General features: G+C 50.8%; 27 protein-coding genes and 1 other RNA gene. 11 read left to right on the top strand and 17 right to left on the bottom strand.

The annotated features are described in order from the left end of the window. Positions 1 to 151 precede the first annotated feature (151 nt). From CKV66_RS05180 to CKV66_RS05155, 6 genes are all read left to right on the top strand, one after another. Positions 152 to 940 (top strand): FadR/GntR family transcriptional regulator, encoded by a 789-nt coding sequence (locus tag CKV66_RS05180; protein WP_085363912.1) that lies wholly within the window; start codon positions 152 to 154, stop codon positions 938 to 940. 239 nt (positions 941 to 1179) lie between these two features. Next, entirely contained in the window at positions 1180 to 3012 is a 1833-nt protein-coding gene (locus CKV66_RS05175; RefSeq protein ID WP_085363846.1) for a lytic transglycosylase domain-containing protein, read from the top strand. 126 nt (positions 3013 to 3138) lie between these two features. After that, positions 3139 to 3909: an ADP-ribosylglycohydrolase family protein gene (locus CKV66_RS05170; protein WP_085363847.1), complete on the top strand. Its 771-nt coding sequence runs from the start codon at positions 3139 to 3141 to the stop codon at positions 3907 to 3909. Between the two features lie 87 nt (positions 3910 to 3996). Then, complete coding sequence (locus CKV66_RS05165) at positions 3997 to 5100, top strand: conjugal transfer protein (protein WP_085363848.1); 1104 nt, start codon at positions 3997 to 3999, stop codon at positions 5098 to 5100. Further along, positions 5097 to 5564, top strand: a complete 468-nt coding sequence (locus tag CKV66_RS05160) for a low molecular weight protein-tyrosine-phosphatase (RefSeq protein WP_085363849.1) — start codon at positions 5097 to 5099, stop codon at positions 5562 to 5564. Before CKV66_RS05165 ends, CKV66_RS05160 begins: the two co-directional genes overlap by 4 nt. 364 nt (positions 5565 to 5928) lie before the next feature. Then, a complete protein-coding gene (locus tag CKV66_RS05155) occupies positions 5929 to 6405 on the top strand; it encodes a hypothetical protein (protein WP_085363850.1) in 477 nt (158 codons plus the stop codon). Positions 6406 to 6562: 157 nt separating this feature from the next. On the opposite strand, the gene rnhA is transcribed toward CKV66_RS05155, so the two are convergent. From rnhA to CKV66_RS05140, 3 genes are all read right to left on the bottom strand, one after another. Continuing rightward, positions 6563 to 7000: a ribonuclease HI gene (gene rnhA, locus CKV66_RS05150; RefSeq protein WP_085363851.1), complete on the bottom strand. Its 438-nt coding sequence runs from the start codon at positions 6998 to 7000 to the stop codon at positions 6563 to 6565. Between the two features lie 78 nt (positions 7001 to 7078). Further along, positions 7079 to 7453 carry a VanZ family protein gene (locus tag CKV66_RS05145; protein WP_408633888.1) on the bottom strand — a complete coding sequence of 125 codons (375 nt, stop codon included), beginning with the start codon at positions 7451 to 7453 and terminating at the stop codon, positions 7079 to 7081. Beyond that, the gene (locus CKV66_RS05140; protein WP_085363852.1) at positions 7453 to 7656 is read right to left on the bottom strand and encodes a dioxygenase; all 204 of its coding nucleotides are present in this window, start codon (positions 7654 to 7656) and stop codon (positions 7453 to 7455) included. The genes CKV66_RS05145 and CKV66_RS05140 overlap by 1 nt, the downstream gene beginning before the upstream one ends. A 39-nt stretch (positions 7657 to 7695) precedes the next feature. Here CKV66_RS05140 and CKV66_RS12155 point away from each other — a divergent pair, with 39 nt between their 5' ends. Then, positions 7696 to 8016, top strand: coding sequence for a hypothetical protein (locus tag CKV66_RS12155; protein WP_085363853.1), 321 nt, complete (start codon positions 7696 to 7698; stop codon positions 8014 to 8016). Between the two features lie 571 nt (positions 8017 to 8587). On the opposite strand, the gene CKV66_RS05135 is transcribed toward CKV66_RS12155, so the two are convergent. The 3 genes from CKV66_RS05135 to CKV66_RS05125 form a co-directional block, all read right to left on the bottom strand. Then, positions 8588 to 9916, bottom strand: coding sequence for a DUF3482 domain-containing protein (locus CKV66_RS05135; RefSeq protein ID WP_085363854.1), 1329 nt, complete (start codon positions 9914 to 9916; stop codon positions 8588 to 8590). 188 nt (positions 9917 to 10104) lie between these two features. Beyond that, a complete protein-coding gene (locus CKV66_RS05130) occupies positions 10105 to 10674 on the bottom strand; it encodes a hypothetical protein (protein ID WP_085363855.1) in 570 nt (189 codons plus the stop codon). 63 nt (positions 10675 to 10737) lie between these two features. Beyond that, positions 10738 to 12096 (bottom strand): DUF2868 domain-containing protein, encoded by a 1359-nt coding sequence (locus tag CKV66_RS05125; protein ID WP_197697462.1) that lies wholly within the window; start codon positions 12094 to 12096, stop codon positions 10738 to 10740. Between the two features lie 185 nt (positions 12097 to 12281). Between CKV66_RS05125 and CKV66_RS05120 the strand changes: the two genes are divergently transcribed. Together CKV66_RS05120 and CKV66_RS05115 are read left to right on the top strand one after the other, a co-directional pair. Then, a complete protein-coding gene (locus CKV66_RS05120) occupies positions 12282 to 12935 on the top strand; it encodes an IS1595 family transposase (RefSeq protein WP_095197845.1) in 654 nt (217 codons plus the stop codon). A gap of 396 nt (positions 12936 to 13331) precedes the next feature. After that, positions 13332 to 14813, top strand: a complete 1482-nt coding sequence (locus CKV66_RS05115; protein ID WP_095197844.1) for a ribonuclease E domain-containing protein — start codon at positions 13332 to 13334, stop codon at positions 14811 to 14813. A 174-nt stretch (positions 14814 to 14987) separates the two neighbouring features. Here CKV66_RS05115 and CKV66_RS05110 read toward each other — a convergent pair whose 3' ends face one another. From CKV66_RS05110 to ung, 5 genes are all read right to left on the bottom strand, one after another. After that, positions 14988 to 15467, bottom strand: a complete 480-nt coding sequence (locus CKV66_RS05110; RefSeq protein WP_085363858.1) for a copper chaperone PCu(A)C — start codon at positions 15465 to 15467, stop codon at positions 14988 to 14990. A gap of 79 nt (positions 15468 to 15546) precedes the next feature. Next, complete coding sequence (locus CKV66_RS05105) at positions 15547 to 15951, bottom strand: diacylglycerol kinase (protein WP_085363859.1); 405 nt, start codon at positions 15949 to 15951, stop codon at positions 15547 to 15549. A gap of 6 nt (positions 15952 to 15957) precedes the next feature. Further along, positions 15958 to 16344, bottom strand: coding sequence for a diacylglycerol kinase (locus CKV66_RS05100; RefSeq protein WP_085363860.1), 387 nt, complete (start codon positions 16342 to 16344; stop codon positions 15958 to 15960). A gap of 4 nt (positions 16345 to 16348) precedes the next feature. After that, complete coding sequence (gene gshB, locus CKV66_RS05095) at positions 16349 to 17308, bottom strand: glutathione synthase (protein WP_085363861.1); 960 nt, start codon at positions 17306 to 17308, stop codon at positions 16349 to 16351. Between the two features lie 81 nt (positions 17309 to 17389). Next, positions 17390 to 18049 carry a uracil-DNA glycosylase gene (gene ung / locus CKV66_RS05090; protein WP_085363862.1) on the bottom strand — a complete coding sequence of 220 codons (660 nt, stop codon included), beginning with the start codon at positions 18047 to 18049 and terminating at the stop codon, positions 17390 to 17392. 291 nt (positions 18050 to 18340) lie between these two features. On the opposite strand from ung, the gene CKV66_RS05085 reads away from it, so the two are divergent. Then, entirely contained in the window at positions 18341 to 18919 is a 579-nt protein-coding gene (locus CKV66_RS05085) for a hypothetical protein (protein ID WP_085363863.1), read from the top strand. A gap of 46 nt (positions 18920 to 18965) precedes the next feature. On the opposite strand, the gene ppk1 is transcribed toward CKV66_RS05085, so the two are convergent. The 6 genes from ppk1 to CKV66_RS05055 all read right to left on the bottom strand — a co-directional run bounded on the left by ppk1 (position 18966) and on the right by CKV66_RS05055 (position 25502). Next, on the bottom strand, positions 18966 to 21023 hold the full coding sequence (ppk1, locus tag CKV66_RS05080) for a polyphosphate kinase 1 (protein WP_085363864.1): 2058 nt from the start codon (positions 21021 to 21023) through the stop codon (positions 18966 to 18968). A 339-nt stretch (positions 21024 to 21362) separates the two neighbouring features. Next, positions 21363 to 22490, bottom strand: coding sequence for a M14 family metallopeptidase (locus CKV66_RS05075; protein WP_085363865.1), 1128 nt, complete (start codon positions 22488 to 22490; stop codon positions 21363 to 21365). Between the two features lie 150 nt (positions 22491 to 22640). After that, a complete protein-coding gene (locus CKV66_RS05070) occupies positions 22641 to 23693 on the bottom strand; it encodes an NADP(H)-dependent aldo-keto reductase (RefSeq protein ID WP_085363866.1) in 1053 nt (350 codons plus the stop codon). Between the two features lie 43 nt (positions 23694 to 23736). Further along, on the bottom strand, positions 23737 to 24273 hold the full coding sequence (locus CKV66_RS05065) for a glutathione peroxidase (RefSeq protein WP_085363867.1): 537 nt from the start codon (positions 24271 to 24273) through the stop codon (positions 23737 to 23739). An 81-nt stretch (positions 24274 to 24354) separates the two neighbouring features. Next, positions 24355 to 24900 (bottom strand): RNA 2'-phosphotransferase, encoded by a 546-nt coding sequence (locus CKV66_RS05060; protein ID WP_231990526.1) that lies wholly within the window; start codon positions 24898 to 24900, stop codon positions 24355 to 24357. Positions 24901 to 24998: 98 nt separating this feature from the next. After that, positions 24999 to 25502, bottom strand: a complete 504-nt coding sequence (locus tag CKV66_RS05055) for a DUF1841 family protein (RefSeq protein WP_085363869.1) — start codon at positions 25500 to 25502, stop codon at positions 24999 to 25001. Positions 25503 to 25643: 141 nt separating this feature from the next. Between CKV66_RS05055 and ssrA the strand changes: the two genes are divergently transcribed. After that, positions 25644 to 26005, top strand: a transfer-messenger RNA (tmRNA) gene (ssrA, locus tag CKV66_RS05050). Positions 26006 to 26056 lie beyond the last annotated feature (51 nt).

Here is a 26056-nt window from a genome sequence, read left to right as displayed (position 1 = left end):
GTTTACGGTACAATGCTTCGGCAGCTTACGCGACACTATTTCAGCCGCCCAACAATTCAATAATAAATAAATGTTTTGGATAACATTCGAAAATACATAGCTTTCACAGCCGTCTTGATTCAACCACCCAAAAAGTAATTCAGGTATGAATATGCAGCCGAACACCAGCGCTACGGTCAGACTACCCGGAATAGGCGCACAGATTGCTTCTATTTTGGAGGAACGGATTTTACAAAACGTGTATCCAATTGGCAGCAAATTACCCTCCGAACGCCTGCTCGCGGAAGAGTTCGGCGTATCGCGCCAATCGTTGCGTTCGGCGTTGCGCATTTTATCGGTTCGCGGCATGCTGCAAACCCGGCAGGGCGACGGGCATTATGTTTCCGGCCGCATCGAAAAAAACTTCCAATACGGCTGGGAAGACTTAATCGACAAAAACGAAAGCATGGAAAGCGAAGTGCTGGATTTCCGCCGCAATATCGAAGGTATGTTGGCCGCTTTGGCCGCCCAGCGCCGCACCGATGCGGATTTGGCACGGATGCGCAGTTGGCTCGACAAACTGCGCGAAGCCTATGCGCAAAACAATCTCGACCTTCAATCCGCCGCCGATGTCGGTTTCCATCAAGCCGTGGCCGAAGCTGCACATAATATTATGTTCACGCGCCTTTCAGACGGCCTGCTGCGCCTGCTGACCGGGCAAACCAAGCGCAACCTCGCCAATATGTTCGGCGTGCCGGATATCCATATGCAGCTGACGGCGCAGCACGAAGCCATCTTCAAAGCCATCAAACAACAAAACGCCGCAGAAGCCATGCAGGCCGCGCACCGGCATTTGGATTATGTGCAAAACAGCTTGAACTTCCGCCGCGAACAACAACTGCGCGAAAGCGTTTCCCTTGCCCAAGCCGCCGGCGATGCCCGCAAACCCGGTTTTAAATAGTTTGAAGATTGGCGGAATGCTTTTAAGAAGCGCGGGTAACATACCGGCCATATTCTTATAAACGATGTGCTAAACGATTCGAGGCCGTCTGAAATTTCCCTCATGATTTCAGACGGCCTCGAATCATTTATATCGACACGCTAATGTCATGTAATGTAAATATCGCTTTTCTGTTTCAAACTCCCGCCCGAATCGTTTAAAATCAAAACTTTTCTCCACACACCAAGAAAGACTGCCCTATGACCTTCCAGCGCACGCTTACCCTGACGCTTACTGCCATTACTGCAGCCGTTCTGACCGCCTGTTCGTCGCAAGAGCAGCCCGTAGAGCCTATTCGTGACGGAGCGCGTCCGTCTGCACGCGCCGCTGAAACGCCGACGAAAATCTTGGCCGACTACCAATTGTACCAAAGCGCACTGGATGCCGCTAAAAAAGATGACGACTTCCTGCCCGAACAGTTTCTGAATCAGGTGTCCGCCCACAGCGCGATGGCTGAAGAAGTGCGCAACGAATGGTTGAAGAGCTTGGGCAAGCGCGGTGCGTGGCAGCAGTTTAACCAACAATATGCCAAGCTCGACAAAGCCGGGCGTTCTCAAGAAGCGCAATGTTATTCCGAATTGAGCAGCAGCCAATTCAACGGTTTGGCAGTCGAATTGGTGAAAGAAATCAAACGTCTGCCGCAAGGATGTACCCGCTTGGTGGAAAGTGCCGCCTCGGCAGGCCGTCTGAATAATCAAGATGCTTGGCGGCGTGTGCGCGGCTTAATCAGCAACAATCAGATTACCGACGCCCGCAACCTCGCCGCTGCACTCGGCAGCCCGTTTGACGGAGGCGGACAAGGTGCACAAGAAGCCCTTTTAGTCGGCATCATCGGCAACGCCGCCCAAAAAAATCCTGCTTCGGCTTCCCTGCTCGAAAGCATGTCGGGCAGCCTTACCCGCGAACAAAGCGGCTACGCTTGGGGCGTGCTTGGCCACGTTCAAGCACTGCGCCAAAACATGTCCACCGCTCTCAACTATTTCAACCGCGCCGACCGCAGCCAATTGAGCAACGAGCAGTTTGAATGGTACGCACGCGCCGCCCTGCGTCTGCAACGCTGGAGCGAGCTGGCGAACATCATCGAAGCCATGCCCGCCAAGCTGCAACAAGACCCGACTTGGCAATACTGGCTTGCCCGCAGTTATGCCGCACAAGGCGACCGCTCGCGCGCCAACAGTCTGTATGAAAAAGCCGCTGCATCGGGCCGCAACTTCTATGCCGTCTTATCGGGCGAAGAACTCGGCCGCCGCGTCAGCACGCGCAACAATGTCGGCGAGGCGTCAAAAAGCGACGTTAAACAACTTGCCCGCGACGGCGCCATCGACCGCGCTTTAACGCTGTTCAAAGCCAGCCAAAGCAGCGGCGACTGGAAAATGCGCCGCCAAGCACAGGCGGAATGGCGTTTTGCCACGCGCAATGCGGATGAAAATCTGTTGCTCACAGCTGCCCAGCTGGCGTTTGACCATCAGTTTTACGAAATGGCCATCAACAGCGCAGACCGCACCAACACCAAACTAAACTACAACCTGCGCTACATTTCGCCGTTTAAAGACATCACCACCCGCTATGCGTCGGAAGTCGGCATCGATCCCGCTTGGGTGTACGGCCTTATCCGCCAAGAAAGCCGGTTTATGCTCGGCGCGCAATCCAGCGTCGGCGCACAAGGTTTGATGCAGGTGATGCCTGCCACCGCCCGCGAAATTGCCGGCAAAATCGGTATGAGCAGCAGCGAGCTGTACACCATGAACGGCAATATCCGCATGGGCACTTGGTATATGGCCGATGCCAAACGCCGCCTTCAAAACAATGAAGTGATGGCCACGGCAGGCTACAACGCCGGCCCCGGCCGCGCGCGCAACTGGCAATCGTCTTCCTCGCTCGAAGGCGCGATTTACGCCGAGACGATTCCGTTCAACGAAACCCGCGATTACGTGAAAAAAGTCATGACCAACGCTACTTATTACGCCAGCCTGTTCAACGAGCCGCACACTTCGCTGAAACAGCGCATGGGTACGGTGCCGGGGCGTCAGTAAGCCTGTCTGTTGCAAACTGATTGACTTCATACCGCATCCATAAAGATAGAGGCCGTCTGAAAAACAGTTTTCAGACGGCCTCAAATCCAAATCAACCCACTTCAAGCAGATAATAGAGAGAATGTCATGCTAGGTGCTGCTACCGGCGATATTGTCGGCTCCCGTTTCGAGTTCGACAATCACAAACACACCGACTTCGAACTCTTCACACCCGACTGCGGCTTTACCGACGATACGGTCTGCACGGCCGCCGTGGCAGATTGGGTGCTGGGCGGATGCCGTGCCGACCTAGCGGCGCTGATGCAGCAATGGTGCCGCCGCTATCCCACACCCCGCGGCGCTTACGGCACATCGTTTCAACGCTGGATTCACCAAAACCCGCCCGAGCCTTACGGAAGCTGGGGAAACGGCTCCGCCATGCGCGTTTCGGCTGTCGGCTGGGCATCCGATACCTTAGAAGAAACCCTCGCCCATGCACGCGCTTCCGCCGCGATTACGCACAACCACCCCGAAGGCATCAAAGGCGCCGAAGCTGTGGCCGCCGCGATTTTCTGGAGCCGCAACGGTTACGACAAAGCATTCATCAAACAAAACATCAGCCGGATGTTTGGCTACTCCCTGAATTTGAACTGCGACGACATCCGCCCCAACTACACGTTTGATTCAAGCTGCGCCGGTTCGGTGCCGCAAGCCTTAACCGCTTTTTTCGACAGCAGCAGCTTCGAACACGCCGTGCGCCTTGCCGTATCTTTAGGCGGCGACAGCGATACTTTGGCCGCGATTGCCGGCAGCATTGCCGAAGCATACTACCGCGATATTCCGCCTTTTATCCATGAACAGGCTCTCAGCCGGCTACCGCCCGATATTGCCGAAGTATTATTAAGCGTGCCGACGTGAAATACCGCCCAAACTTATTCAGTTTCACGGCGATAAGCTATAATGCACGCCGTTTCCCATTGACACATTAAGTTCAAAGTTACCGCCATGAAGCCCTTTATCCTACCCGACACCCGCCCCTATCCCACCGACCCGGTGAAAAACAGCCTGCTCACTTACGCCACCCAAATCGCCGGCAGCACATCATCCGCCCAACGCAAACTCTCTGCCGAATCCCTGCAAGCCGAGATCTATATGATGTTGCAGCAAAACCATTATCTCGGCCTGTCTGTTGCCATGAGCATGGCGCCCGACACGGAAAGCTATCGTGCGCTGTTTAATAGTTTGGACGACACCCTGCAAGCCAAATCCGATGATGAAATCCAATGGTTTGCCTTGCCGGTGGTATTGGTTGCCGGCTGCAACCAAGCCCAAACGCTGCCTCTCGACACGCCGGCGGTAGAACTGTGCGCCTGTTTAGCCGATTATCCCCATCTGCGCGAACTTATCCATGCCACTTGGCTGCCCAAGCTCGTGCGTTCTTCCGACTTGGCCGCCATCAACGCGGGCAAATGGTTTGCCGCCAAGCAAAGCGAAGCCGCCGCCCAAGCGCTGGCAGCCCAACTGCCCCAAGCCGATTTAGACATTCCGCAAAACCAATCGGTACACGTCGTTTTCGCCTTGGGATACGGCAAGAAAAATCTTCAGACGGCCTTAAACCCGAATCTGGGTGATGCCGCCCTGCCCTTGATGCAGGTATGGCAAACCAGCCTGACCCGCCCCGGACTAACCCTGTTTGCCAATCCTTTGGCACCCGCCTCCCCACTACAAGCCCTAACCGAAGGCACCCATATGCGCACACGCATGGCAATGGACGTTTTTGCCGCCAACGCCATCCGCGCCATCCGCCTGCAAAGCCCGCGCGTGGGTGTTGTTATGGCCGCACAGCAAGGCGGCAAAATCCTGTTCGGTTTCAACGCCACCGACAGCGCGTTTGAACTGGCCAACCAAGTATTTACCTGGCCACTCTCCCCCGCCGACCGCATCGAAATCATCCAGCAAAACTTCTTAGACTTGATGGTGGAATGCCAAGTAGAAAACATCCGCCTGCTGCACGAAGCCCTGCCGGAAGACGCCGAACTGCCCACCTACGCCCAAGCGCTCAACCTGCCGGGGCATAACCCCTTATTTGCCGAACAGCCTTCATCATGAGCACCTACCGCATTCTGTTTGTCTGCCTCGGCAACATCTGCCGCTCGCCCATGGCTGAATACGTTTTCCGCCATCAAGCCCGCGAAGCAGGCGTTGCCAAACGCATCGTTACCTCCAGCTCCGGCACGTCCGGCTGGCACAACGGCGAAAACATGCACGCAGGCACGTTGAAAAAACTCAAGCAGCAAGGCATAGACCCGTCGGGTTTTACCAGCAGCCAAGTCGCCCCAAGCGATGCCGAACATTACGATTTCATCATCGCCATGGACGACAACAACCTCGCCGAGCTAACCCGGCTGTTCGGTACGCGCCCCGAACAAATATTCAAACTCACCGACCTCATTCCCGAAAGCGGATACAACCATGTGCCCGATCCGTGGTACACCGGCGATTTTGACGAAACCTTCCGCTTAGTCTCTTTAGGCAGCCAAGCCCTGCTGAAAAAACTCAATCTCATTGCTTGAAGCGATTCAACTTTGATCAAGCCACCGCATTAAACAACAGGCCGTCTGAAACACATTTTCAGACGGCCTCCATTCATAAAATAACGGCAAACACCTGCTTTTCATATTTCAATCCACACCTTCATAAACCTGCCCCACGCCATCGCATCATTTATCCATCTTCAATATAAAAACCAACATTTTCAATCATTAAGCATAAAACCAAGTATTTCACTCAACAATATAAAAAATTAATTCACAATAAAAACATAGTGTTAAAAAATATATCACTAATAATAACAATTATCATTTGCAAAGGAAGATTTTTTCCGTATAATGCACATCAACGGTTCAGCACACCAACCGATACAGAAAGGAGAAAAAAATGCCTGAAAGTATTTTTAAGCAGATTTCTCTCGACCTTCTGAGACTGCATCAAAAAGCCGTGCACTCGCTACTGGCCACACAATGCAGCGGTTGCCCTGAAATCCACAACGCGGTGTTTATCACACTCAACGGCAGATATTACCTTTGGCTTGATCACAACCCGCAAAACGAACCGGATACAGGTATTTTGCTGATAGAAACAGAAGATGCGTCCACACGTCTCAGCTGGGTAGCCTCGGCAAGAACCGTGAAACAGAAAGACAGTTTGCACCAACGCGTCACCGCCGCATTGCAAAGACGCCTCAGCGCAACCAAAGATACATTTATTCAAGCTGCAAACAACTGCCTGCTGGAGCTGACTCCTCAACAAGGCCGCCTCACCACAGCAGACAATCGAGATTTTACGCTTTCGCCTTCCGATCTGATGAAGGCTTTATATCCGGCAAAACGAACAATAGAAGAGTTTGCCGTGTAACAAGTTTTGGTAGTGGTTTGTGTTCCTTTTGCGCCCCCTAGTGGGGCGGTTTTTTTGGCTGTTTAAAACCTGATTGCCCATAACCGCCGGCCTCTTTGATACCGGCCTCTTTGATACCGGCTTTCAAGATCAGCCCAATTATTTTCAGACGGCCTCATCAAGAAAACTGCTCTACCCCACGATTGGCCAATCCGTCGGCCCGCTCATTTTCCGCATGGCCCGCATGCCCTTTAACCCAAGTCCAATGAACATCATGTTGGTTCACCAGCCTATCCAGCTCACGCCATAAATCCTCATTTTTTACCGGCTGCTTCGAGGCCGTTTTCCAACCGTTTTTTTTCCAGCCGTGAATCCAACTTTCCATCCCGTTTTTCACATATTGCGAATCGGTACAAATCTGCACGCGACAACGGCGTTTCAATGCCTTCAGGCCCTCTATCACGGCGGTCAGCTCCATACGGTTGTTGGTCGTCTCTTTCTCGCCGCCGAACAATTCCTTTTCATGCCCGCCATAACGCATCAGCACACCCCAGCCGCCGACACCGGGATTGCCCTTACACGCACCGTCGGTATAAAGATAAACTGTTTTTTCCATAACCATCCGCTTCATTTACCATGAGGCCGTCTGAAAACTTTTCAGACGGCCTACTACCATCAAAACACAACACGCTGCTTAGCGCTGCAACAGCTTGGCTTCTCTTACCTTTGCTGCCAACCACAAAGCCGCCACCACGCCGTAAACATCGGCCAACACATCGGCCAAACTACCTTCCCGCGTAGTCGTCCATACCGCTTGCGCCACTTCGCTGCCCACAGCAAAAAACAAAGCAAAAGCCAACAGCGTTTTATAAGGTATCGGCTTGTTTGCCACAATAAAAGCTTTGGCACACAACCAAGTTTGGGCAAAAAAGAGGCCGAAATGCGCCACCTTGTCGAAATGGCGAAACGACGGAGCGCCTCCCGCGTCGCGCAACAGTAAAAAATAGATGCCGGCCAAAAACCACAACACGGCAAACATCGTATAACGATTGGCAGGCAGCTTAATCATCAGCACTCCTCATCCAGCCAAGTTTGGCATTGCGCGGCCAAACGGGCAAACTTACCGCCGCGTTTTTGCAAAACATCGCGCCAAGCCTCAACCTCCTCCTTGCCCGGCGCCTCATCAAGGCTGCATTCATACAAAAAGAAATCCAATGTTTCCGCAACCGCAGCCGGCGTTTCTGTGCTTATCCATTCCAAAAGTGGCGACATGATTCACAATCAATATTCAAAAAAAGGATTTTAATCGGTTTGAACGCAATTTTGCAGCTTTGCCTTCAAGAAAACAGCTTCGTTACTTTGCCGTTTTTTCGTTTTATGTTCCATTACGAACAAAACAACACACAATCGAACCGTTTTATGATAACCCGTTTCAATACAGCTGAAACAATACAACGAAAAAGAGATAAAAAAAATGCACACAATCTTGCGATTGTGTGCCAAGTCTACAAAGGAGAAATAGAGGAGAAACTATCAGCTGACTACTCAAATCAGCCAACGGGGCGAATTATGCCCAAGCCTTCCTGCCGCGTCAATATTTTTATGTATATTATTTACCTATCCGGTTATTAAAATAATTTATGAAGCTTTGTTTCAGCCATAGCATCTTTTTTCGCAACGGCTACGCATTTCATTTTGAACAAAAAATTATTCGTGTGATTTCGTGTTCGCAAAAGAAACAAAAAGCTGCTCAATCCAAATCGAGCTTATCGGCATCTTAAACGGCAAACACAACAGATAAAAAATCCACATCAATGCCGCAGTGCCCTGCTCTACCGAACAGCTATTTTTGCCAACACAACTTTTTCGCTTCGATGCCGTTCACATCAAAAATGAAATAAGTGTTTATTTTCCCAAAATAAAATATAATAAAAATCAGATATAAAAAGCATTAAAGCAAAAAAATGCGCATATCCGTGAGGGTATGCGCCAAGTCTACAAAGGAGAAATAGAGGAGAAAACATCAAGCTGCTCAAAGCAACCTGATGGCTCACATTATGCCCAGCTCCATAATTGAAGTCAAACATATTTTCAAAATATGGTTCTTTGTGGGCTAAAAAACAACAAATATGATTCGTTTCATGTTCGATTATGTTCTTTTATTCCCAAATTATTCCCAATGTATTTTTCAACAAAACCAAGCTTACAGCCGTTTTGCCAACTGCCCTGCCGCTTCCTCACGTTCGCGCCTGCTTTGCTCCGGCAAATGCGTGTTCAAAGCAGACCACTTCGGCTGGCTTCTGGCTTTATTCAATTCAGACGGCAGTTTGGAAGGCTGCCACGGCGTTTTGCCGCTCAGCATCTGAATCTGGGCTTGCGCCGCATGGCCGCGTTTTTGCAGCGCGTTGAGCAAATCCAAAGCGCGGGCAGCCAGCAAGGTGATGGTTTCGGGGTCGATATGCAGCGTTTGGATGCCGGATAATTTATCGCTGATGGTCTGCATATTCGGCAGCACACCACCGAGTACGCCGCCGATGGCCGTACCCAAACCGAGCGAACCGCCCAGCGTTACCATGTCCACGCCTAAGCCGATTAACGCTCCCGTGGCCGCACCCGTGCCGGTGCGGATGCCGTATTCTTTGAGCAAATCCGCGTCAAACGGGTCTTGGCGGAATTCTTTCAATGCCCATTCGCCCGTGTCGATCTCGCTGTGGTAAAAACGGTAGGTTTGGAATAACTGCTGCTGAAGCTGGCGCTCCAACTGGCGCACGGCGGCCTGCATGGTTTGCAATACCGGCTCGGGGTTGTCGTCTTCGTCGATTTCCTGCTTGTACGCAGCCACATCGAGCAGAAAATGGGCGATATCGTGTTTGGCATCGTTGTCGAGTTTCTGCCATTCACGGCGGCGCATCCCCATCAAGCGGTCGAGCGTATCGCGTTCGGGCAGCATGGTGGCGAGGTTATCCCACAAGCGGATTTCACCTTCAAAATCAAAGGCAACGGTATCGAATCCGCTGTAAACATGCAGCCCGCGCCGTGCCAGCATGGTTGTCCATTCGCTTAAATCCTGCCCTTCGATAAAGTTGAACACCGGCATCACGGGTTTGGCGCACCACGAAAGTACAGTCAGCTCGTCTTTATATTTGTTCAACACCGGCTCGCGCGCATCCACCACATACAAAGCCATATCGCTCTGCAAAAGCTGTCGCAATACTTTGGCTTCCTGATTGAAATCGCCCGCCGCTTCGGGGCTGTCGAGAAACTGCTGTAAACGCTCGATGCCGTCTGAACGGCCGGAAGTATTGGTTTCCAACCAATCCAGCACACCGCCCGCATCTTCCAAACCGGGCGTGTCGTAGAGGTAAACCAGCGTATTGCTGCCGTCGCTAATCGCCGCCTCTTCCACATGGCGCGTGGTGGCGGGCGCGTTTTTGACTTCGCCGAACTGACTGTCGCGCAGCAAGGTACGCAGCAGAGAGGTTTTACCGGTGTTGGTGTGGCCGACTACGGCTAGGGATAGGGGATTTTGCATAACTATTTAATTATATGAATTTATTACTATGCTAATTTGAACAATTTAAATAACAATAGATCAAGTATTGTTATCAGCAAGTCAAATATCCAATACAACATCTGCCAAAATTTCAGCGTGAGCAAACAACAACATTTCAACTTCTTGAATAGAAGTGTCACAAGCAATCGCCACCTCTTTCAATAGTTTTAAATAATTGTAATAAACATCTTTAGATGGCATTGACTGATATTGCTCCCGATTGTTTTTTTCATAAGTTTAAATTTATCAGATGCTTCTACTATTTTTGTATTCAGACTGGGTAAAACTGGAAAAAACTTGGATTTATATCCCCCTTGCAATAATAATGCATTCAATGAAAAAGCGACTCTAGAGTCAAATATTGCGTAGGTTCGAGGTTCTACAATACTCAGAACTTTAGACCAAGATGAAATACCTGTTATTCCTTTTCGTTTGATTAAGTCTTGTGGTTCTAACTCCGCATAGCCACTTATCGTATTTTTATCATTTGTACAAATACCACCCCAATTTTTAACATACCATTTTGCCAACTTTTCCCTTTTCTCCAAAGAAGAAACTTTCCAATGCTCATGTAGTTGCTGACGTAATTGAAGATTTTTCTTAGCTAAATCCCAATTCTGATCTATGTTTATATGCACTCCCTCTGGCAAACTATCAAGTCGAAATTTATCCCAAGTGTAATCCCTGCTCAAATGATCTAATTGGCTTATAACATATTCATTCACGATGCAAAACATGCAGTATCCTTTCAAATTTACAAATAAAAGCCATTACATATAAGTTATTGAATAATTTATATTTCATACATCAAATACATTTTGACTTATCTCCAACCGCTCCCGCTGGCTAACCCTAGCCGGATCCAACCACGGCAAACTGCGTTCGGTTAGGGCTGCGTGCCATTGGCTTAAATAGTCTTCGAGGCCGTCTGAAAAGTCTTTTTCCACCAGCAACTGCACCACTGCTCCGCCTTGTGCGGCTTCGGCCAGAGCGGTGATTTGGCGCAGGATGCCGCGGTCGGGCACGCTGCGGGCGCGGATGCCAATCAGCAGTTGTGCGGGCTGTGTCTGCAATTCGTTTTTTAAGACGGCCACGGCATCGCGGCTGTCGGCGGTGCCTTTGTCGAGCCAGTCTTGGCCTAAGATGTGTTTGAACCATGTTTTGTCGGGCCATTCGGCATCGAGCATTACGGCCCATTTGGGGGACTGGTTGAGGCTGATTTTGGGGGCGACGGCGGTAACGGTTTCGCTTTGGGTGTCGGCATCGACAACGCGCTGCTGCCATTGTTGGATGATTTGTTGGTAATAGGGTTTTTCAAGCGGCAGCGGGCTTTGGGTGCGGCGGGAAAGGATTTTGCACACGAGCCATGCGGCGAAGCGCGGCAGCAGACCGTAGCAGATAATGCTGCCGATTAAGAGGCCGCCCCATTGTCGGGAGGCGGTGATGTCGTTGTTCAGGCGGCTGTTTAAGACGGCCTCGGTATCGGGCACGGGAAAGCCGAGTTTGGCGGGCAGCCATGATAAAACCTGCACGGCTTTGACAAAGGTGCTGTCGCTCAACAGGGTGCTTTCCCAGTTAAAGGTGTATTGGCGCACAGTAAGCAGCAGCACGACGGCGGCGAGCATGCCGAGCAAGGTCGCCAGCCACAGGCGGTGGGTGGTTTGGCCGATCAGCCAGCGGGTGGCAGGCTTGCTCCATTCGTCGCTATACAGGCGCAGGATGGCTTGGTTAACGGGGTCTTTGCCGCGTATCCACATGGCGGGATTGGCAAAAAAACCGTTGGGTTTAAAGCGCATGCCTACGGCGACAAGCCACACCAGCAGCATCACAGTGTGCAAACCGAGTACGCCTGCCAACACGAAAAAGAAGTTCAGCCCCGATTGCTGCATCAGGGTAAAGGTGCCGAGAAACCCACTTACCAGCCAAAACACGGTAGCCGCCAGCAGCAGCCATGCAAACAGGCTGCGGACGCGGGCGAGGCTGTCCTGCAGCTTGTGGTCGCTGTCGATCATTTCGGCGCGGTGGTTGAGTTTGGTTTCGGGATTGCCTTCGGCATGGCGCAAGGCTTCGGTGATGGGTTGCGGGTCGGCAGGGAAAATGTAGCTGCGTTCCTGAAGCAGGCGCACGAGTTCGGTAAGCTGGCGGTGTGGGTTGAGCATTATCGGGATGAGGCCGTCTGAAAATAAAACGTTATTCTAACATAGGCTTGTTTTCAGACGGCCTCGGCAGCTTTGGGGAAAGAGGATGAAAAGGCAAAGGCGGTTTTTCTAGACCAACAAACCATTCAGGCCGCTGCATTGAAAAAGGGGCTGTACTAGATAAGCAGTCATGCTAGACTGCAAAAATGAAGATAACTCATTGTAAATTAAAAAAGAGTATTCAAAAGAAGTTGCTTCAATTTTTTGTGCTTGAAGCAACCGCCCGTTCTGCTGCCGATTTGTTAGGCATCCATTCCAATTCAGCGGCTCTGTTCTACCGCAAGATCCGCGAAGTCATCAGCCATCATCTTGCTTTGGAGGCCGATGCGGTTTTTGATGGTGCTGTCGAATTGGATGAAAGTTATTTTGGCGGACACCGTAAAGGCAAACGCGGTCGCGGCGCCGCAGGGAAAGTGGTGGTTTTTGGCATCCTCAAACGCGGCGGTAAGGTTTATACCGTGGTGGTAGAAAACGCCAAACGGGAAAGCTTATTGCCTGTTATTACAAATAAAATCATGCCGGATAGCATAGTCTATACAGACTGTCTGAGCAGTTATGACGTGTTGGATGTGAGTGGTTTTACCCATCATCGTATCAACCACAGCAAATTATTTGTTGATCGTCAGAGTCACATTAACGGCATCGAAAATTTTTGGAATCAGGCAAAACGGGTACTTCGTAAATACAACGGTATCGACCGCAAATCTTTCCCGCTGTTCTTGAAAGAATGCGAATTTCGTTTTAATTTTGGCACACCGTCTGAGCAGCTTAAAATGCTGCGAAAATGGTGTGATGTTTAGGGCTTATCTAGTACAGCCCCTAAAGAAATTTATCCATCAACGCCTGCATAATATTTGATTTCCCCATCTCAACAATGCCAAATCATGCAAACAATAACTGCAATTAAGCAACAGCAGAAAATACAATGATTTCCAAGTTGCATCCATCCCACATACGCTGTTATCCCTCTGATAAATATCGAATTATCTCCCTCAATTATCTGAAAACACTCCCCAACGTAGCCTGTTTTCCAATATATCAACTACCATTTTCCCATTTAGAAACAAATCATTACAAGTTCATGAAATTAATACGTTTTAACCACCTAAAAATACATTTTGCATTTATATGCATAAGTGATATATTTACGCGATAACAAACTCACTTAAATTAAATTCTATAAAAGAAAGGTTTTTATGCCTCACTATATCCGCTTGGCAATCTTGGCTCTGTTATACAACGTTTCAGTTCCGGCTTTTTCACACACCGCTGAAAACGCTAAAGATACCGCTAATGGATACTTCCCGGGCATGTTAATCGTTGAAAATGATTTTGTCCGCCTTCAAGATTGCACACGGCGTCAACATTATTCATTACTGCCATATAAAAAATACGGCTACGAAGCCATGGCCGAACTCATCAGCACACGCAAAAGCACACCTGCCAAAACACCTATTTATGTCGCGTTAAAAGGGGAAGTAGAATATTCGAGCGACAGCAACCCCACCAATACTTTTTTGGTTTCAGGCATTGAATCGATTAAAGTTGGAGAAAATTGCTACATTTATCCCGTTCCAGCCAAACCGGATGCAGAAAATAAAGTATCTACAATCACCACAAAACCAACCACCCCTGAATCAAACACCATTGAACAGAACCAAAACATTACGGAGCAAAATACGCCCGCTGTTACTGAGCCTAATGCTCCAACAGCTAAATCTGTTTCCAACATTTCGGAATCTAAAGCCAGCGTAACTGAACCCAAGGTCAGTGAAGCCCAACCTGAAGTCAGCGCAGCTCAACCTGAAGTCAGCGTAGCTCAACCTGAAATCAACCAAGCTCAACCTGAAATCAGCGCAGCTCAACCTGAAGTCAGCGCAGCTCAACCTGAAGTCAGCGCAGCTCAACCTGAAGTCAGCGCAGCTCAACCTGAAGTCAGCGTAGCACAACCTGAAGTCAGCATAGCACAACCTGAAGTGAGCGCAGCTCAACCTGAAGTGAGCGCAGCCCAACCTGAAGTTAGCGAAGCTCAACCTGAAGTTAGCGCAGCCCAACCTGAAGTTAGCGAAGCTCAACCTGAAGTTAGCGCAGCCCAACCTGAAGTTAGCGCAGCCCAACCTGAAGTTAGCGAAGCTCAACCTGAAGTTAGCGAAGCTCAACCTGAAGTGAGCGAAGCTCAACCTGAAGTTAGCGAAGCTCAACCTGAAGTGAGCGAAGCACAATCTGAAGTGAGCGAAGCACAATCTGAAGTGAGCGAAGCACAACCTGAAGTGAGCGAAGCACAACCTGAAGTGAGCGAAGCACAACCTGAAGTGAGCGAAGCACAACCTGAAGTGAGCGAAGCACAACCTGAAGTGAGCGAAGCACAACCTGAAGTCAGCACAGCCGAATCTACTCAAGGTATTGTTGATGATTCTTCAAATGTTGCCGACGCTACCGTTAACAATGAAGCAGATGCTTTACCCTCTTCAACAGAAGAACAATCCGAAGAAGAACAGGCTGACAACGGCTTTCCTGTAATGAAAGAACCGGTTTCATCCGGCATTCCTTTACCGACTTCTTCCGCCAGAATGCCTGTTAAAATAGAAAAGCAGGCATCTATTGAGACTTCATCTGAAGAGCAGTTTGACACAGAAAAACCGGACTCTGCCGATACCAACATCGACATGGCTTCTTAAAATATAAAAAGCTTTGCGCATAATCGCGTTAAGCTTGGTAACGCATTTTTCCAATATCGTTTTATGATTTGAAGCAGTAAAACAGCCGCTTAGTCTAAACAAAGCGGCTGTTTATATTTAAGGCCGTCTGAAAAAATGTTTTCAGACGGCCTTGGGTTAACACACACTCATGAATTAGTGGCTATGCTTGTGATCATGGCCGTGATGGTGGTGATCATGCCCGCCGTTTTTCGGTGCGGTTTTCACTTCCACTTCCACGGTTTTGGGTTTGGCTTTTTTAAATTTCAGAGTGAGCGGAAACTTATCGCCTTCTTTCAGCGGCGCTTTCAAGCCCATGAACATCACATGGTATCCGCCCGGTTGCAGCTTGGTTTCTTTACCTTTTGGCAACGGAATGCCGCCTTTTACTTCGCGCATCCGCATCACGCCTTTGTCGTTGGTGTGGGTATGCATTTCAACACGGTCGGACACGGGGCTGGTAGCACCCACTAAAACATCATCGCTTTTGGTTTCGTTTTTAATGTCCATAAACGCACCGCCCATGGTCATGCCTTCTACGGTAGCGCGCGCCCAAACATCGTCCACGTCGATATCCGCGGCAAATGCGGTGTGGCACAAGCCGGCAAGCATTAATGCGCTCAGTAATTTTTTCATGCTTTACTCCTTCACTATTGAGATGTTGGAAAAACAATTCGGTTATACGGCAAAACAAGGTTTGAGCGTTTGACTTACATTAAAAAAGATTCAATCCATATTCGCGCCAAACCGCCATAAACCACAACACAACCAGCAAAACCAAGGCCAACATCTGCGCCGCCGAACCGGCATCTTTAGCCCGTTTTGCCAGCTCGTGGCGGGCGGTGGAAGTATGGTCAACCGCCGCTTCAATGGCGGTATTAAACAACTCCACAATCAGCGATAAAAACGAGGCAATGATAAGCATCATGCGGGTTGCAGGGCCGAAATCTAAAACAAAAACCAACACCAGCAAGATACCGTTCAGCCATATCAATTGGCGGAATGCACTCTCGTGCCGATAGGCTGCGCGCAGGCCGTCTTTGGAATAACCGGCGGCGTTAATGATGCGTTTGACTCCTCTTTTGCCTTTAAGTTTTCGCGCATATTCTTCATTTGACATGATTGTTTATCCTGTTAAAGCCATCATCCACAAAACGGCCAATGCCGCCAATGTAGTATATTGCGCCGCCGAGCCGACATCTTTGGCTTTTTTAGCCAGCACGTGCATTTCTTCGGAAGTATGGTCGACGGCGGCTTCCAAACCGGTATTAATCAATTCGACCACGATAGACATCGCCGACACCAGCACCAATATCATTTTAACGGGCAAGGTAAAATCTGCAAAAAACAGCCCGGCGAACAAAGCGGCATGAATCCACAAAAGCTGGCGAAACCCCTGCTCTTCGCAAGCCGAACGCACGCCGTCGGCGGAATAGCCCAACGCCTTGATGATGCGTTTGATTCCGCGGCTGCCTTTCATAGAAGCAGCATAAGTTTTCGGCTTATGCTCCATGTTTTCAGACGGCCTCAGACCATTCGGCCACGGCATCGGCAAACATAGCGGCCACATCGAAGCCCTTCTGCTTCATGATTTCCTGAAAACCGGTGGGGCTGGTTACATTCACTTCGGTCAGATAGTCGCCGATCACGTCCAAACCGGCCAGCAAAATGCCGCAGCGTTTCAACTCGGGCGCAAGGGCTTCGGCGATTTCACGGTCGCGGGCGGACAGTTCCTGCGCCACACCGCGCCCGCCGGCAGCCAGATTGCCGCGCGTTTCACCCTGCTGCGGAATCCGCGCCAAGGCAAACGGCACCACTTTGCCGCCGATAACCAGCACGCGTTTGTCGCCGTGCACGATTTCGGGAATATAACGCTGCGCCATAATCGTGCGCGTATCCATCTGCATCAGGGTTTCGAGAATGCTGCCGATATTGGGGTCGGTTTCGGTCAGACGGAAAATGCCCATGCCGCCCATGCCGTCGAGCGGTTTCACGATGATGTCGCCATGCTCTTTCAGAAACGCGCGCACATCGGCGGAGCGGGTCGATACCAAAGTGGGCGCGGTAAAGCGGCTGAAATTCAGAATCGCCAGCTTCTCGTTGAAATCGCGCATGGCCTGCCCGCTGTTAAACACTTTCGCGCCTTGCTGCCCGGCCAATGTGAGCAACTGGGTGGCGTAGAGATATTGCATATCAAACGGCGGGTCGGTACGCATAATCACGGCATCAAAGTCTTTTAAGGCCGTCTGAACTTTATCGTCGGCTTTAAACCATTGTTTATCATAATCGTTTTTCGCACCGCCAAATTCAAACGCCGCAGCCTGAGCCGTCACCACGCCGTTCTTTACCGCCAATTCGCCGCTCAAGGCGTGCGACAAACGCCAACCGCGCATGGCCATTTCGCGCATCATTGCATAAGTGGTGTCTTTATAAGTTTTAAAAGTCGCCATCGGGTCGGCGATAAACAAGATGTTCATGAACTTTCCTTATCATATCAACGGCTTCATCATGCCGCATCGAGGCCGTCTGAAACTTTCAGACGGCCTCATCCGTTTTGGCTATACCTGCCAGTCTATCGGCGTTTCGCCGTGCTCTTGCAAGTAACGGTTGGCTTGCGAGAAATGGCGGCAGCCGAAAAAGCCGCGGTGTGCCGACAAAGGCGAAGGATGCGGCGAAGTCAGCACAAGATGGCGGCTGCGGTCGATAAACGCACCTTTTTTCTGCGCATGGCTGCCCCACAAAAGAAACACGATATGCTCGCGGTGCTCGTTTAACTGCGCGATCACACGGTCGGTAAACTTCTCCCACCCCAAAGAAGCATGCGAATGCGCCTGCCCCGCACGCACGGTCAGCACCGTATTCAGCAGCAGCACACCCTGCTCCGCCCAATGTTGCAGGCAACCGTGGCGCGGAATCTGAAAACCGGCAATATCGTTCGCCAATTCTTTATAGATGTTCACCAACGACGGCGGAATCGCAATGTCCGGCCGCACCGAAAACGCCAACCCGTGCGCCTGCCCCACACCGTGGTAAGGATCTTGCCCCAAAATCACCACTTTTACTTGGTCGAACTCCGTTGCTTTAAACGCATTGAACACATCGGAAGCAGGCGGATAAACAATCTGCCCGCCTTCCCGCTCCGCTCTGACCACGTCCAAAATATGCTGGAAATAAGGCTGCTGTTTTTCCGACCCGATAGCATCGTGCCAAGTTTGCATGAGCCGCTCCGTTTCACCAATCAAAAATAAGTTGGCTGCATTATAGCAAGAGAGGCCGTCTGAAAAAGCAAAGGTTTCAGACGGCCTTCTTAACAATTCCAAAATGAATAAATAAAAATATTAAACTTCAAAATGTTATCAAGAATAACAACAAAATTTTTTCATCCCCGTAAAAAATCGGCATATCCGCCGTCCAAACACCATATCCCGGGATTCAAACAAACGCTTATTCAATATTTATTGTGAGGTAGTTATTATGAAAACCAAAAAACCGCTTTGCTGGCTTCTGTAATGGCCGCAGCCATATTCAGCACTTTTGCCGGCAATGTTTATGCCGAAGACCTTGCCGCTAAAGTAGAAAGCAACTCTCAACGCACCGCCGGCAATGTCGCCACTATCCGTATCCAATCCAACCTACTTGGCGAAGCTGACCAAGCTATCAAGACCAACCGAAAAAACATTGCTGCCAACTCCGAAGCCATCAAAGCTCAAGCTGAGCGCATCAACGATACCAGACGCTACGGCAGAGAAAACCGCGAACTGATCACGTCTAACACCAAAGCCATCAACGCCAACCAACAAGAGCTGGCCGGCCAAAAAGCAGAGATTGAGCGCATTGCTAAAGTTGCAGACCCCAAACTCTCCGAGCGTGTTGCCAACAATACCCAACGCATCAACAACAACGCAGCAGCCATCGAACGCATCGGCACTCAAAACACCGTCAAATTGAAACAGCTTGAGCACGAAGTCAACAACCTCGACAAAGAAGTCAAACGCGGCCTCGCCTCTCAAGCAGCCTTAGCCGGCCTGTTCCAACCCTACAATGTCGGCAAACTGAATGTTTCGGCCGCAGAAAGACAGGCCGTCTGAAAAACTTTCAGACGGCCTCTTTGCTTCTCTCAAATCACCAAATACTTCACACGCCGTATTCCGACCACAACTGCGCCTGCAAGCTGGATTCGGCTTCACCTTCTGCGGGCTTCGCGCGGACATAGCTGCCGTCGGGCTGCATCAGCCACGCTTTGCGGCTGTCTTTCAACGCCAAGGTCAAGCCTTCGCGGATCACGCGGGCTTTCAAGTCCGGCTCTTCGATAGGGGTGCAGGTTTCGATACGGCGGAAGAAATTTCGCGCCATCCAGTCGGCACTGGAAATATAGGTGTTTTCTTCGCCGTCGTTGAAGAAATAATACACACGCGCGTGTTCGAGCTGCGGGCCGATAATCGAGCGCACGCGGATATTGTCGGACAACCCCGGCACTTCGGGGCGCAACGCGCACATACCGCGCACGATCAAATCAATCTGCACGCCCGCCGCACTGGCTTCGTACAATGCTTCGATAACGCCCGGCTCGATCAGCGAGTTCATCTTGGCGATAATCCACGCGGGGCGGCCGGCTTGCGCGTTGCGTTTTTCGCGCTCGATGCTTTCCATTACCATCGGATGCAGGGTAAACGGGCTTTGATACAGTTTGTTCAAACGCCCGGGCTGACCCAATCCGGTAATCTCCATAAACAGCGTATTAACGTCGGCGGTAATGTCCTCGTCGGCCGTCAGCAAGCCGAAGTCGGTGTAAATGCGCGACGTGCCTTGATGGTAGTTGCCCGTACCCAAATGCGCATAACGCTTGAGCACACCTGCTTCGCGGCGGATAACCAGCGCCATTTTGGCATGGACTTTATAACCGAATACACCGTACACCACATGCGCGCCGGCATTTTCAAGCTTCTGCGCCCAGCTGACGTTGTTGGCTTCGTCGAAACGCGCCATCAACTCCACCACCACCGTCACGATTTTTCCGGCCTCGGCAGCACGCAGCAAAGCTTTCACCAATTCGGAATCGGTGCCCGTGCGGTAAATGGTCATTTTGATGGCCACGACATCGGGATCGGAGGCGGCTTCCTGAATAAACCGCACCACCGGCTCAAACGACTGGTAAGGATGATGCAGCAGCACGGGCGCTTCGGCCACCGCCGCAATAATCGACTTGCCTTTGCTCAAACGTTTAGGAACCCCCGCCGTGTGGGGCGGAAACTTTAAATCGGGGCGGTCCACCATATCCGGCACCGACATCAGACGCACCAGATTCACGGGGCCTTTTACCTGATACAGGTCGGCAATATCGAGATCGAAATGGCTGAGCAGAAATTCGTAAATGTGCTTCGGACACGTTTCCGCCACTTCCAAGCGTACGCCGTCACCGTAGTGGCGGTCTTGCAGTTCGCTTTGAATCGCCGTGCGCAGGTTTTGCAGATCTTCTTCGTCAACCGTCAAATCGCTGTCGCGCGTAACGCGGAATTGGTGGCAGCCGCGCACTTCCATGCCGGGGAACAATTTACCCACATACTCGTGCAGAATCGAAGATAAAAACACAAAACCGTCATCGCCGTTACAAATTTCAGACGGCAGCTTCAACACGCGCGGCAAAATACGCGGCGCCTGAACAATCGCCATCCCCGATGCACGACCAAAAGCATCCGTACCGACCAGCTCGACGGCGAAGTTCAACGATTTATTCAAAGGACGCGGGAAAGGATGCGACGGATCCAAACCGATGGGCGTGAGAACCTGCAACAGCTCGCGGTCGAAATAATCTTCAATCCAAGCGCGCTGCTCGGGCGTCCAGTTGCGGCGGCGGTAAAAATGGATGCCTTCTTTGCTCAGGGCTGGTTGCAGCTCTTCGTTAAACAAGGCGTATTGTTCGCGGATCAACTCGCGCGCCGCTTGGGCGGTCAGCTCGATCGTTTCCGCCGGCGTTCTGCCGCTGTCGAGAATCAGATGCGGATTCTGCTTGTGTTCGCGCTTGAGATAAGCCATGCGCACTTCGAAAAATTCGTCCAAATTCGATGAAACGATGCACAAGAAGCGCAAACGCTCCAATAAAGGCACGCGCGTATCCTGAGCCTGAGCCAACACGCGGCAGTTGAACTCCAGCAGGCTCAGTTCACGACAGAGTAAACGGTTTTGATCAGGCATGGTACTTTCCTCAATATCCTGTAATGGTGCAACAAAATAGATAAATTATATCAAGTATAACGTTTTTTTCAGACGGCCTCATAAGCACGGCGCAAAAACCGAAGCTTTTGTCATATCGCCGGGATTATAAAAGTAACGTTCGCCTTCATGGCAAAAAATGTTTATTCATATCATAGATATAGATAATCGAAGATTCAAAGCTCTTTCTACTTCGCTGTGAATATCAAAGAAGCTGAAAAAACTTAGGCCGTCTGAAATCATTTCAGACGGCCTTTATAAAAGACAATCGGTCTATCGGCACGCGGTTTGTAAAGCCGCAGCAACTGCCTTTTTCAAGTTTTAACGCAGGTCGGGCAGCACATTTAACACGGCCGACAAAACCGCTTCGCCCAAACGCAGCGAGCGCTGGCCGTTCCAGCCGAAATCGTCGTCGGGCAGGTTGTCGTTGTCTTTAAACGGCATTTCCAGCGTGTAGGCCAAGCAGCGGAAGTTTTCGCCGACCCACGCCGTCGCCATGCTCATGTTGGCTTGGCCGGGCGCATCTTTTTCATAGCCGTGCTCGTCTTGAAAATCGGGGCTGGCAGCGGCAAACGCTTGTTTGAACTGTGTTTCCAGCGCGGCAATACGCTCATCATAAGAAGGCACGCCTTCGGTGCCGGCCACAAACACAAACGGAATGGCTTCGTCGCCGTGAATGTCTAAAAACAAATCTACGCCGGTTTCGCGCATTTTTTCGCGCACATAATACACTTCAGGGCTGCGCTCGATGCTCGGTTCCAACCATTCGCGGTTGAGGTTGGCACCGGCGGCGTTGGTACGCAGGTTGCCCAACACCGAGCCGTCGGGGTTCATATTGGGCACGATATAAAACGTGGCACGGTCGAGCAAGGCGCGGGCGGTCGGGTCTTGCGGGTCAAGCAGACGGCCCAGCAAACCTTCGATAAACCACTCGGCCATGGTTTCGCCGGGATGCTGGCGGGCAATAATCCACACTTTCAAATCGCTGGCCACTTGGTTGCCGATGGTAAGCAGATTGATATCACGGCCTTGTACGGTGCTGCCCAAGTCGTCAATCTGGCACAGGCCGCTGCCTTGCGCGTCGCCGAGCAGGTTTAAATGCTGCTCGTGCGAATACGGTTCGAAATAAGCGTAATAAACGCTGTTCGCCAACGGCGTATGCTCGATGGTAAACACGCCGTTTTCATAGCGGGAAGGCACGCGGAACCAGTTGCTGCGGTCGTAAGAAGCTACGGCCTGATATTCTTCCCAACCGGCGGGGTAGGCGGAAGAAGCGGCGTTTTCAAAGTGCATCACACAATTTTGATAAGCCGCGCCCTGCAAGCGGAAATAAAACCACTGGGCGAAATCGGAAGCATTATCGGGGCGCAGGTTGAGGCGGATATTGGCAGGGTCGCTCAGGTCGATCACGCTGACGGAGCCTGCATCGAATTGGGTGCTGATTTTCATAGAGATACGTTTTCCTGTTCGGAACTTGATTGATTCGTTAAAACATTATTGTAAACGGTTTCACCACCAGCGTCTTTAGCTGTTTGCGCGCCGCACACAACGTGTCGAAAGAATGTTTTCAGACGGCCTCAAAGACTATCCGGCAGCAACTTAAGGGCAAGGATTGCTGATTTCGGCGTGCACTTTATCAATGGCAGCCAACACGTCTTGCAACAATTCCACTTCGGCGCTCGCAATATTCTCCCGCAGCTGCGCCATCGTGGTTGCGCCGATGATGTTGCTGGCCAAAAACGCTCGGCTGTTCACAAACGCCAGCGACATCGCCGTGAGGCTCAATCCGGCTTCTTCGGCAATCTCGGCATAACGCTCAACCGCAGCGAAACCTTGCGGCTTGGTATAACGTTTGAAGCGCTCAAACAAAGCCAAGCGGCTGCCTTCGGGCAAAGCGCCGTGGCGGTATTTGCCGGTTAACACGCCGAAAGCCAGCGGCGAATAAGCCAGCAACGGTATTTGTTCGCGCAAGGAAATTTCGCTCATGCCCACTTCGTAGCTGCGGTTAAGCAGGTTATACGGGTTCTGCACCGAAGCCACGCGCGGCAGCTCAGGGCGGCGTTCATGCTCGTTCAGATAGCGCATCGTGCCCCACGGCGTTTCGTTCGACAAGCCGAAAGCGCGGATTTTGCCCTGCTTCACCAGTTCGCCCAATGCTTCGACAATTTCTTCCAGCGGTGTGAAACTTTCTTCGGCCGGAAGTGCCGACACACCCAGTTTGCCGAAAAAGTTGACTTTGCGCTCCGGCCAATGCAGCTGATACAAATCGAGATAATCCGTATTCAAACGCTTCAGGCTGGCTTCGCAGGCTTCGAAAATTTGGACACGGGAAAAATCGTTGCCGCCGCGGATGTAGCTGTCGAGATTATTCGCGCCGGTAGGCCCTGCAATTTTGCCGGCCAACACAAAATCATCCCGCCGAGCGCGCTGCTTAATCCAACTGCCGATATATTGCTCGGTGCGGGTGTAGGTTTCTTTACGCGGCGGCACGGGATACATTTCGGCCGTATCGATAAAATTCACGCCGTTTGCCAACGCATAATCCAGCTGCTCATGCGCTTCGGCTTCGGTATTTTGTTCGCCCCACGTCATCGTGCCCAAGCAAATTTTGCTGACCTTGATGCCCGAAGTGCCTAATTCACGCTGTTCCATCGTTTTTCCTTTCCAATTTTGCGCTGCATACTTTTAATACTTTTTAAAGCAGGCGGCGGATCACTTCTTCGCACTCGCCCGGTGCCGCCGCAGGTGCAAAACGGTTTACCGCCCTGCCCTGTCTGTCCACCAAAAATTTGGTGAAATTCCATTCGATATCGCCGCTTTTCTGCCTGATACCGCGCGAAAGCAGTTTGAACAGGGCGTTTTTCAACCACCCTCCGCCGCTGTCGTGCGGCTGCTGCGCTTTGAGATAAATATACAAAGGATGCGCCCGCTTGCCATTGACTTCGATTTTGTCAAACACTTCAAACTGCGTGCCGAAGCGGGTTTCGCAAATCTGCGCGATTTCCTTGCTGCTCTCCGGTGCCTGTCCGCGGAATTGGTTGCACGGAAAATCAAGAATCACCAAACCTTGATCGGCATAGCGCTCGTGCAGGGCCTGCAATTCTTTGTATTGCGGCGTCAACCCGCAATGCGTTGCCGTGTTCACAATCAACAAGACTTTACCGGCATAGTCAGACAAAGGAACGTCTACACCTTCTGCATTTTTTACCGTGAAATCATACACTCCGGCCATATTCTGCCTCTATTTTCCAATGATTATTTTGCTGGGAACATTTTTCAGACGGCCTCAAGCCTTTGCTCATACCCACCACAGCTATTCGGAACCATCCTCAACCACGATATATTGCGGCGGCACATGATCGGCGAGCCAAACATGGTTGCCACTCAAATAAAAACGGTGGCCGTCTTGATACATTTTTTGCGCCAACACCTTCAAAACCATCACTTTACCGTGCCGCTGCCCCACTTTAACCGCCGTATCGAAGTCGCCCGACAAATGCACATGATGGCGGCTTTTGGCCAGCAAACCCTGCTCGCGGATAGACGGCCAAAAGCGGTCTGCCGTGCCGTGATACAAAACCTCCGGCGGCTCTTGAGGCGGATAATCAATCGCCACTTGGCCGGTCGAATGGCCTTGCTGCGCACGGATTTTGCGCCCGTCTTCCGACAAGGCAAAACGCTTCTTATCATTATTCGCCACCGCATCCAAAAGCAGCGCCCTATCAATATCTCTGCCTTGCTCAGCCGCTTTTTGCAGCAGCTCGTCAACATCTGCCCAACCTTCGCTGTCCAAATGCAAACCGATGGTTTCGGGATGATGACGGAGAATATAACTTAAAAATTTACTCGTTTTCTTCACAATAGAAATCCGTCATTCACTTCATCTGAGGCCGTCTGAAACGGTTTCAGACGGCCTCAAGTATCATATTTTGCAACACATTATCTTAATCGACAGAATTATTCCCGGCCGCTGATCTTGTCAGACAACCCAACCTCATGCGGATTGATGCGCGCATTGTCTTCCTGCCCCAAACCCACCAGCCTGCGCAAGCGCGTGATGTAGGCGTTTACATCCAACCCTCGCCCGAAACGCTGCGCTTCCCAAATCGTTTCCGCCAACGCATCGGCCATATCGTGCTCCGCTTTTACCCAATCGCCCGCATGTTTCGCACACAGCTTTTCATGAATCGCACGAATACCCGGCGGCTGGTCTATCGCCGCCTGCTCCTGTATCGAAAGGTGCAGCGACATATGCAGAAAAGGATTGGTTTCGCCTGCTTCGGGCGTCCAGTTTTTATCCAAATAGTCTTCGATGTTTTCCAAATAATGATGGTATTCGGGATGCGCTTCGATGATTCTCAACGCTTTTTGCTGCAAGGCATCCAGTTGCAAAGGCAGCATGCGCTGCTGCCAAACTTGCGCAAAAAAACGGCGCACATCGGTGGTGTTGACATCATACATAATGTGAAGATTCGCAATGGTTTTCAGACGGCCATTATAACCGATAAGGCCGTCTGAAAGCCTTTATATGGTTTTCAGACGGCCTCGCGACATTGATTGGCAATTTATCCACAATACGCGTATAATTGCCGGTTCCTATCTGGGGGCGATCTTGGTTTCGACGGGGGTTGCGAAGCAGATGCGGGCATACCGGGGTCTCAGATTCCCGTAAAACACTGAACGAAAATAGTCGCAAACGACGAAACTTACGCTTTAGCCGCTTAAGGCTAGCCGTTGCAACAGTTGGTCAATGGGCTGTGTAGCGCAAGCTACGGCAACGTCATTTTACATTGACTGGTTTTCTGTCGGGTTACTTGGCAGGAAATAAGATTTAAGGTGACTGGTTTCCAAACAGCCTGTCTGTCGGCGGAATGGGAACGAGATTTTAAGTAGGCAAGACTAAGTATGTAGAACGCTTTGTAGAGGACTTTCGGACGGGGGTTCAATTCCCCCCGCCTCCACCAGTTTTCATAAAAGACCTTGTTTAAAAACAAGGTCTTTTTTATTGCTTGTAT

The organism is Neisseria zoodegmatis (assembly GCF_900187305.1).
Taxonomy (GTDB): domain Bacteria; phylum Pseudomonadota; class Gammaproteobacteria; order Burkholderiales; family Neisseriaceae; genus Neisseria; species Neisseria zoodegmatis.
The sequence above is the reverse complement of the archived record's forward strand: the minus strand, read 5'-3'. Positions and strand labels throughout refer to the sequence as shown.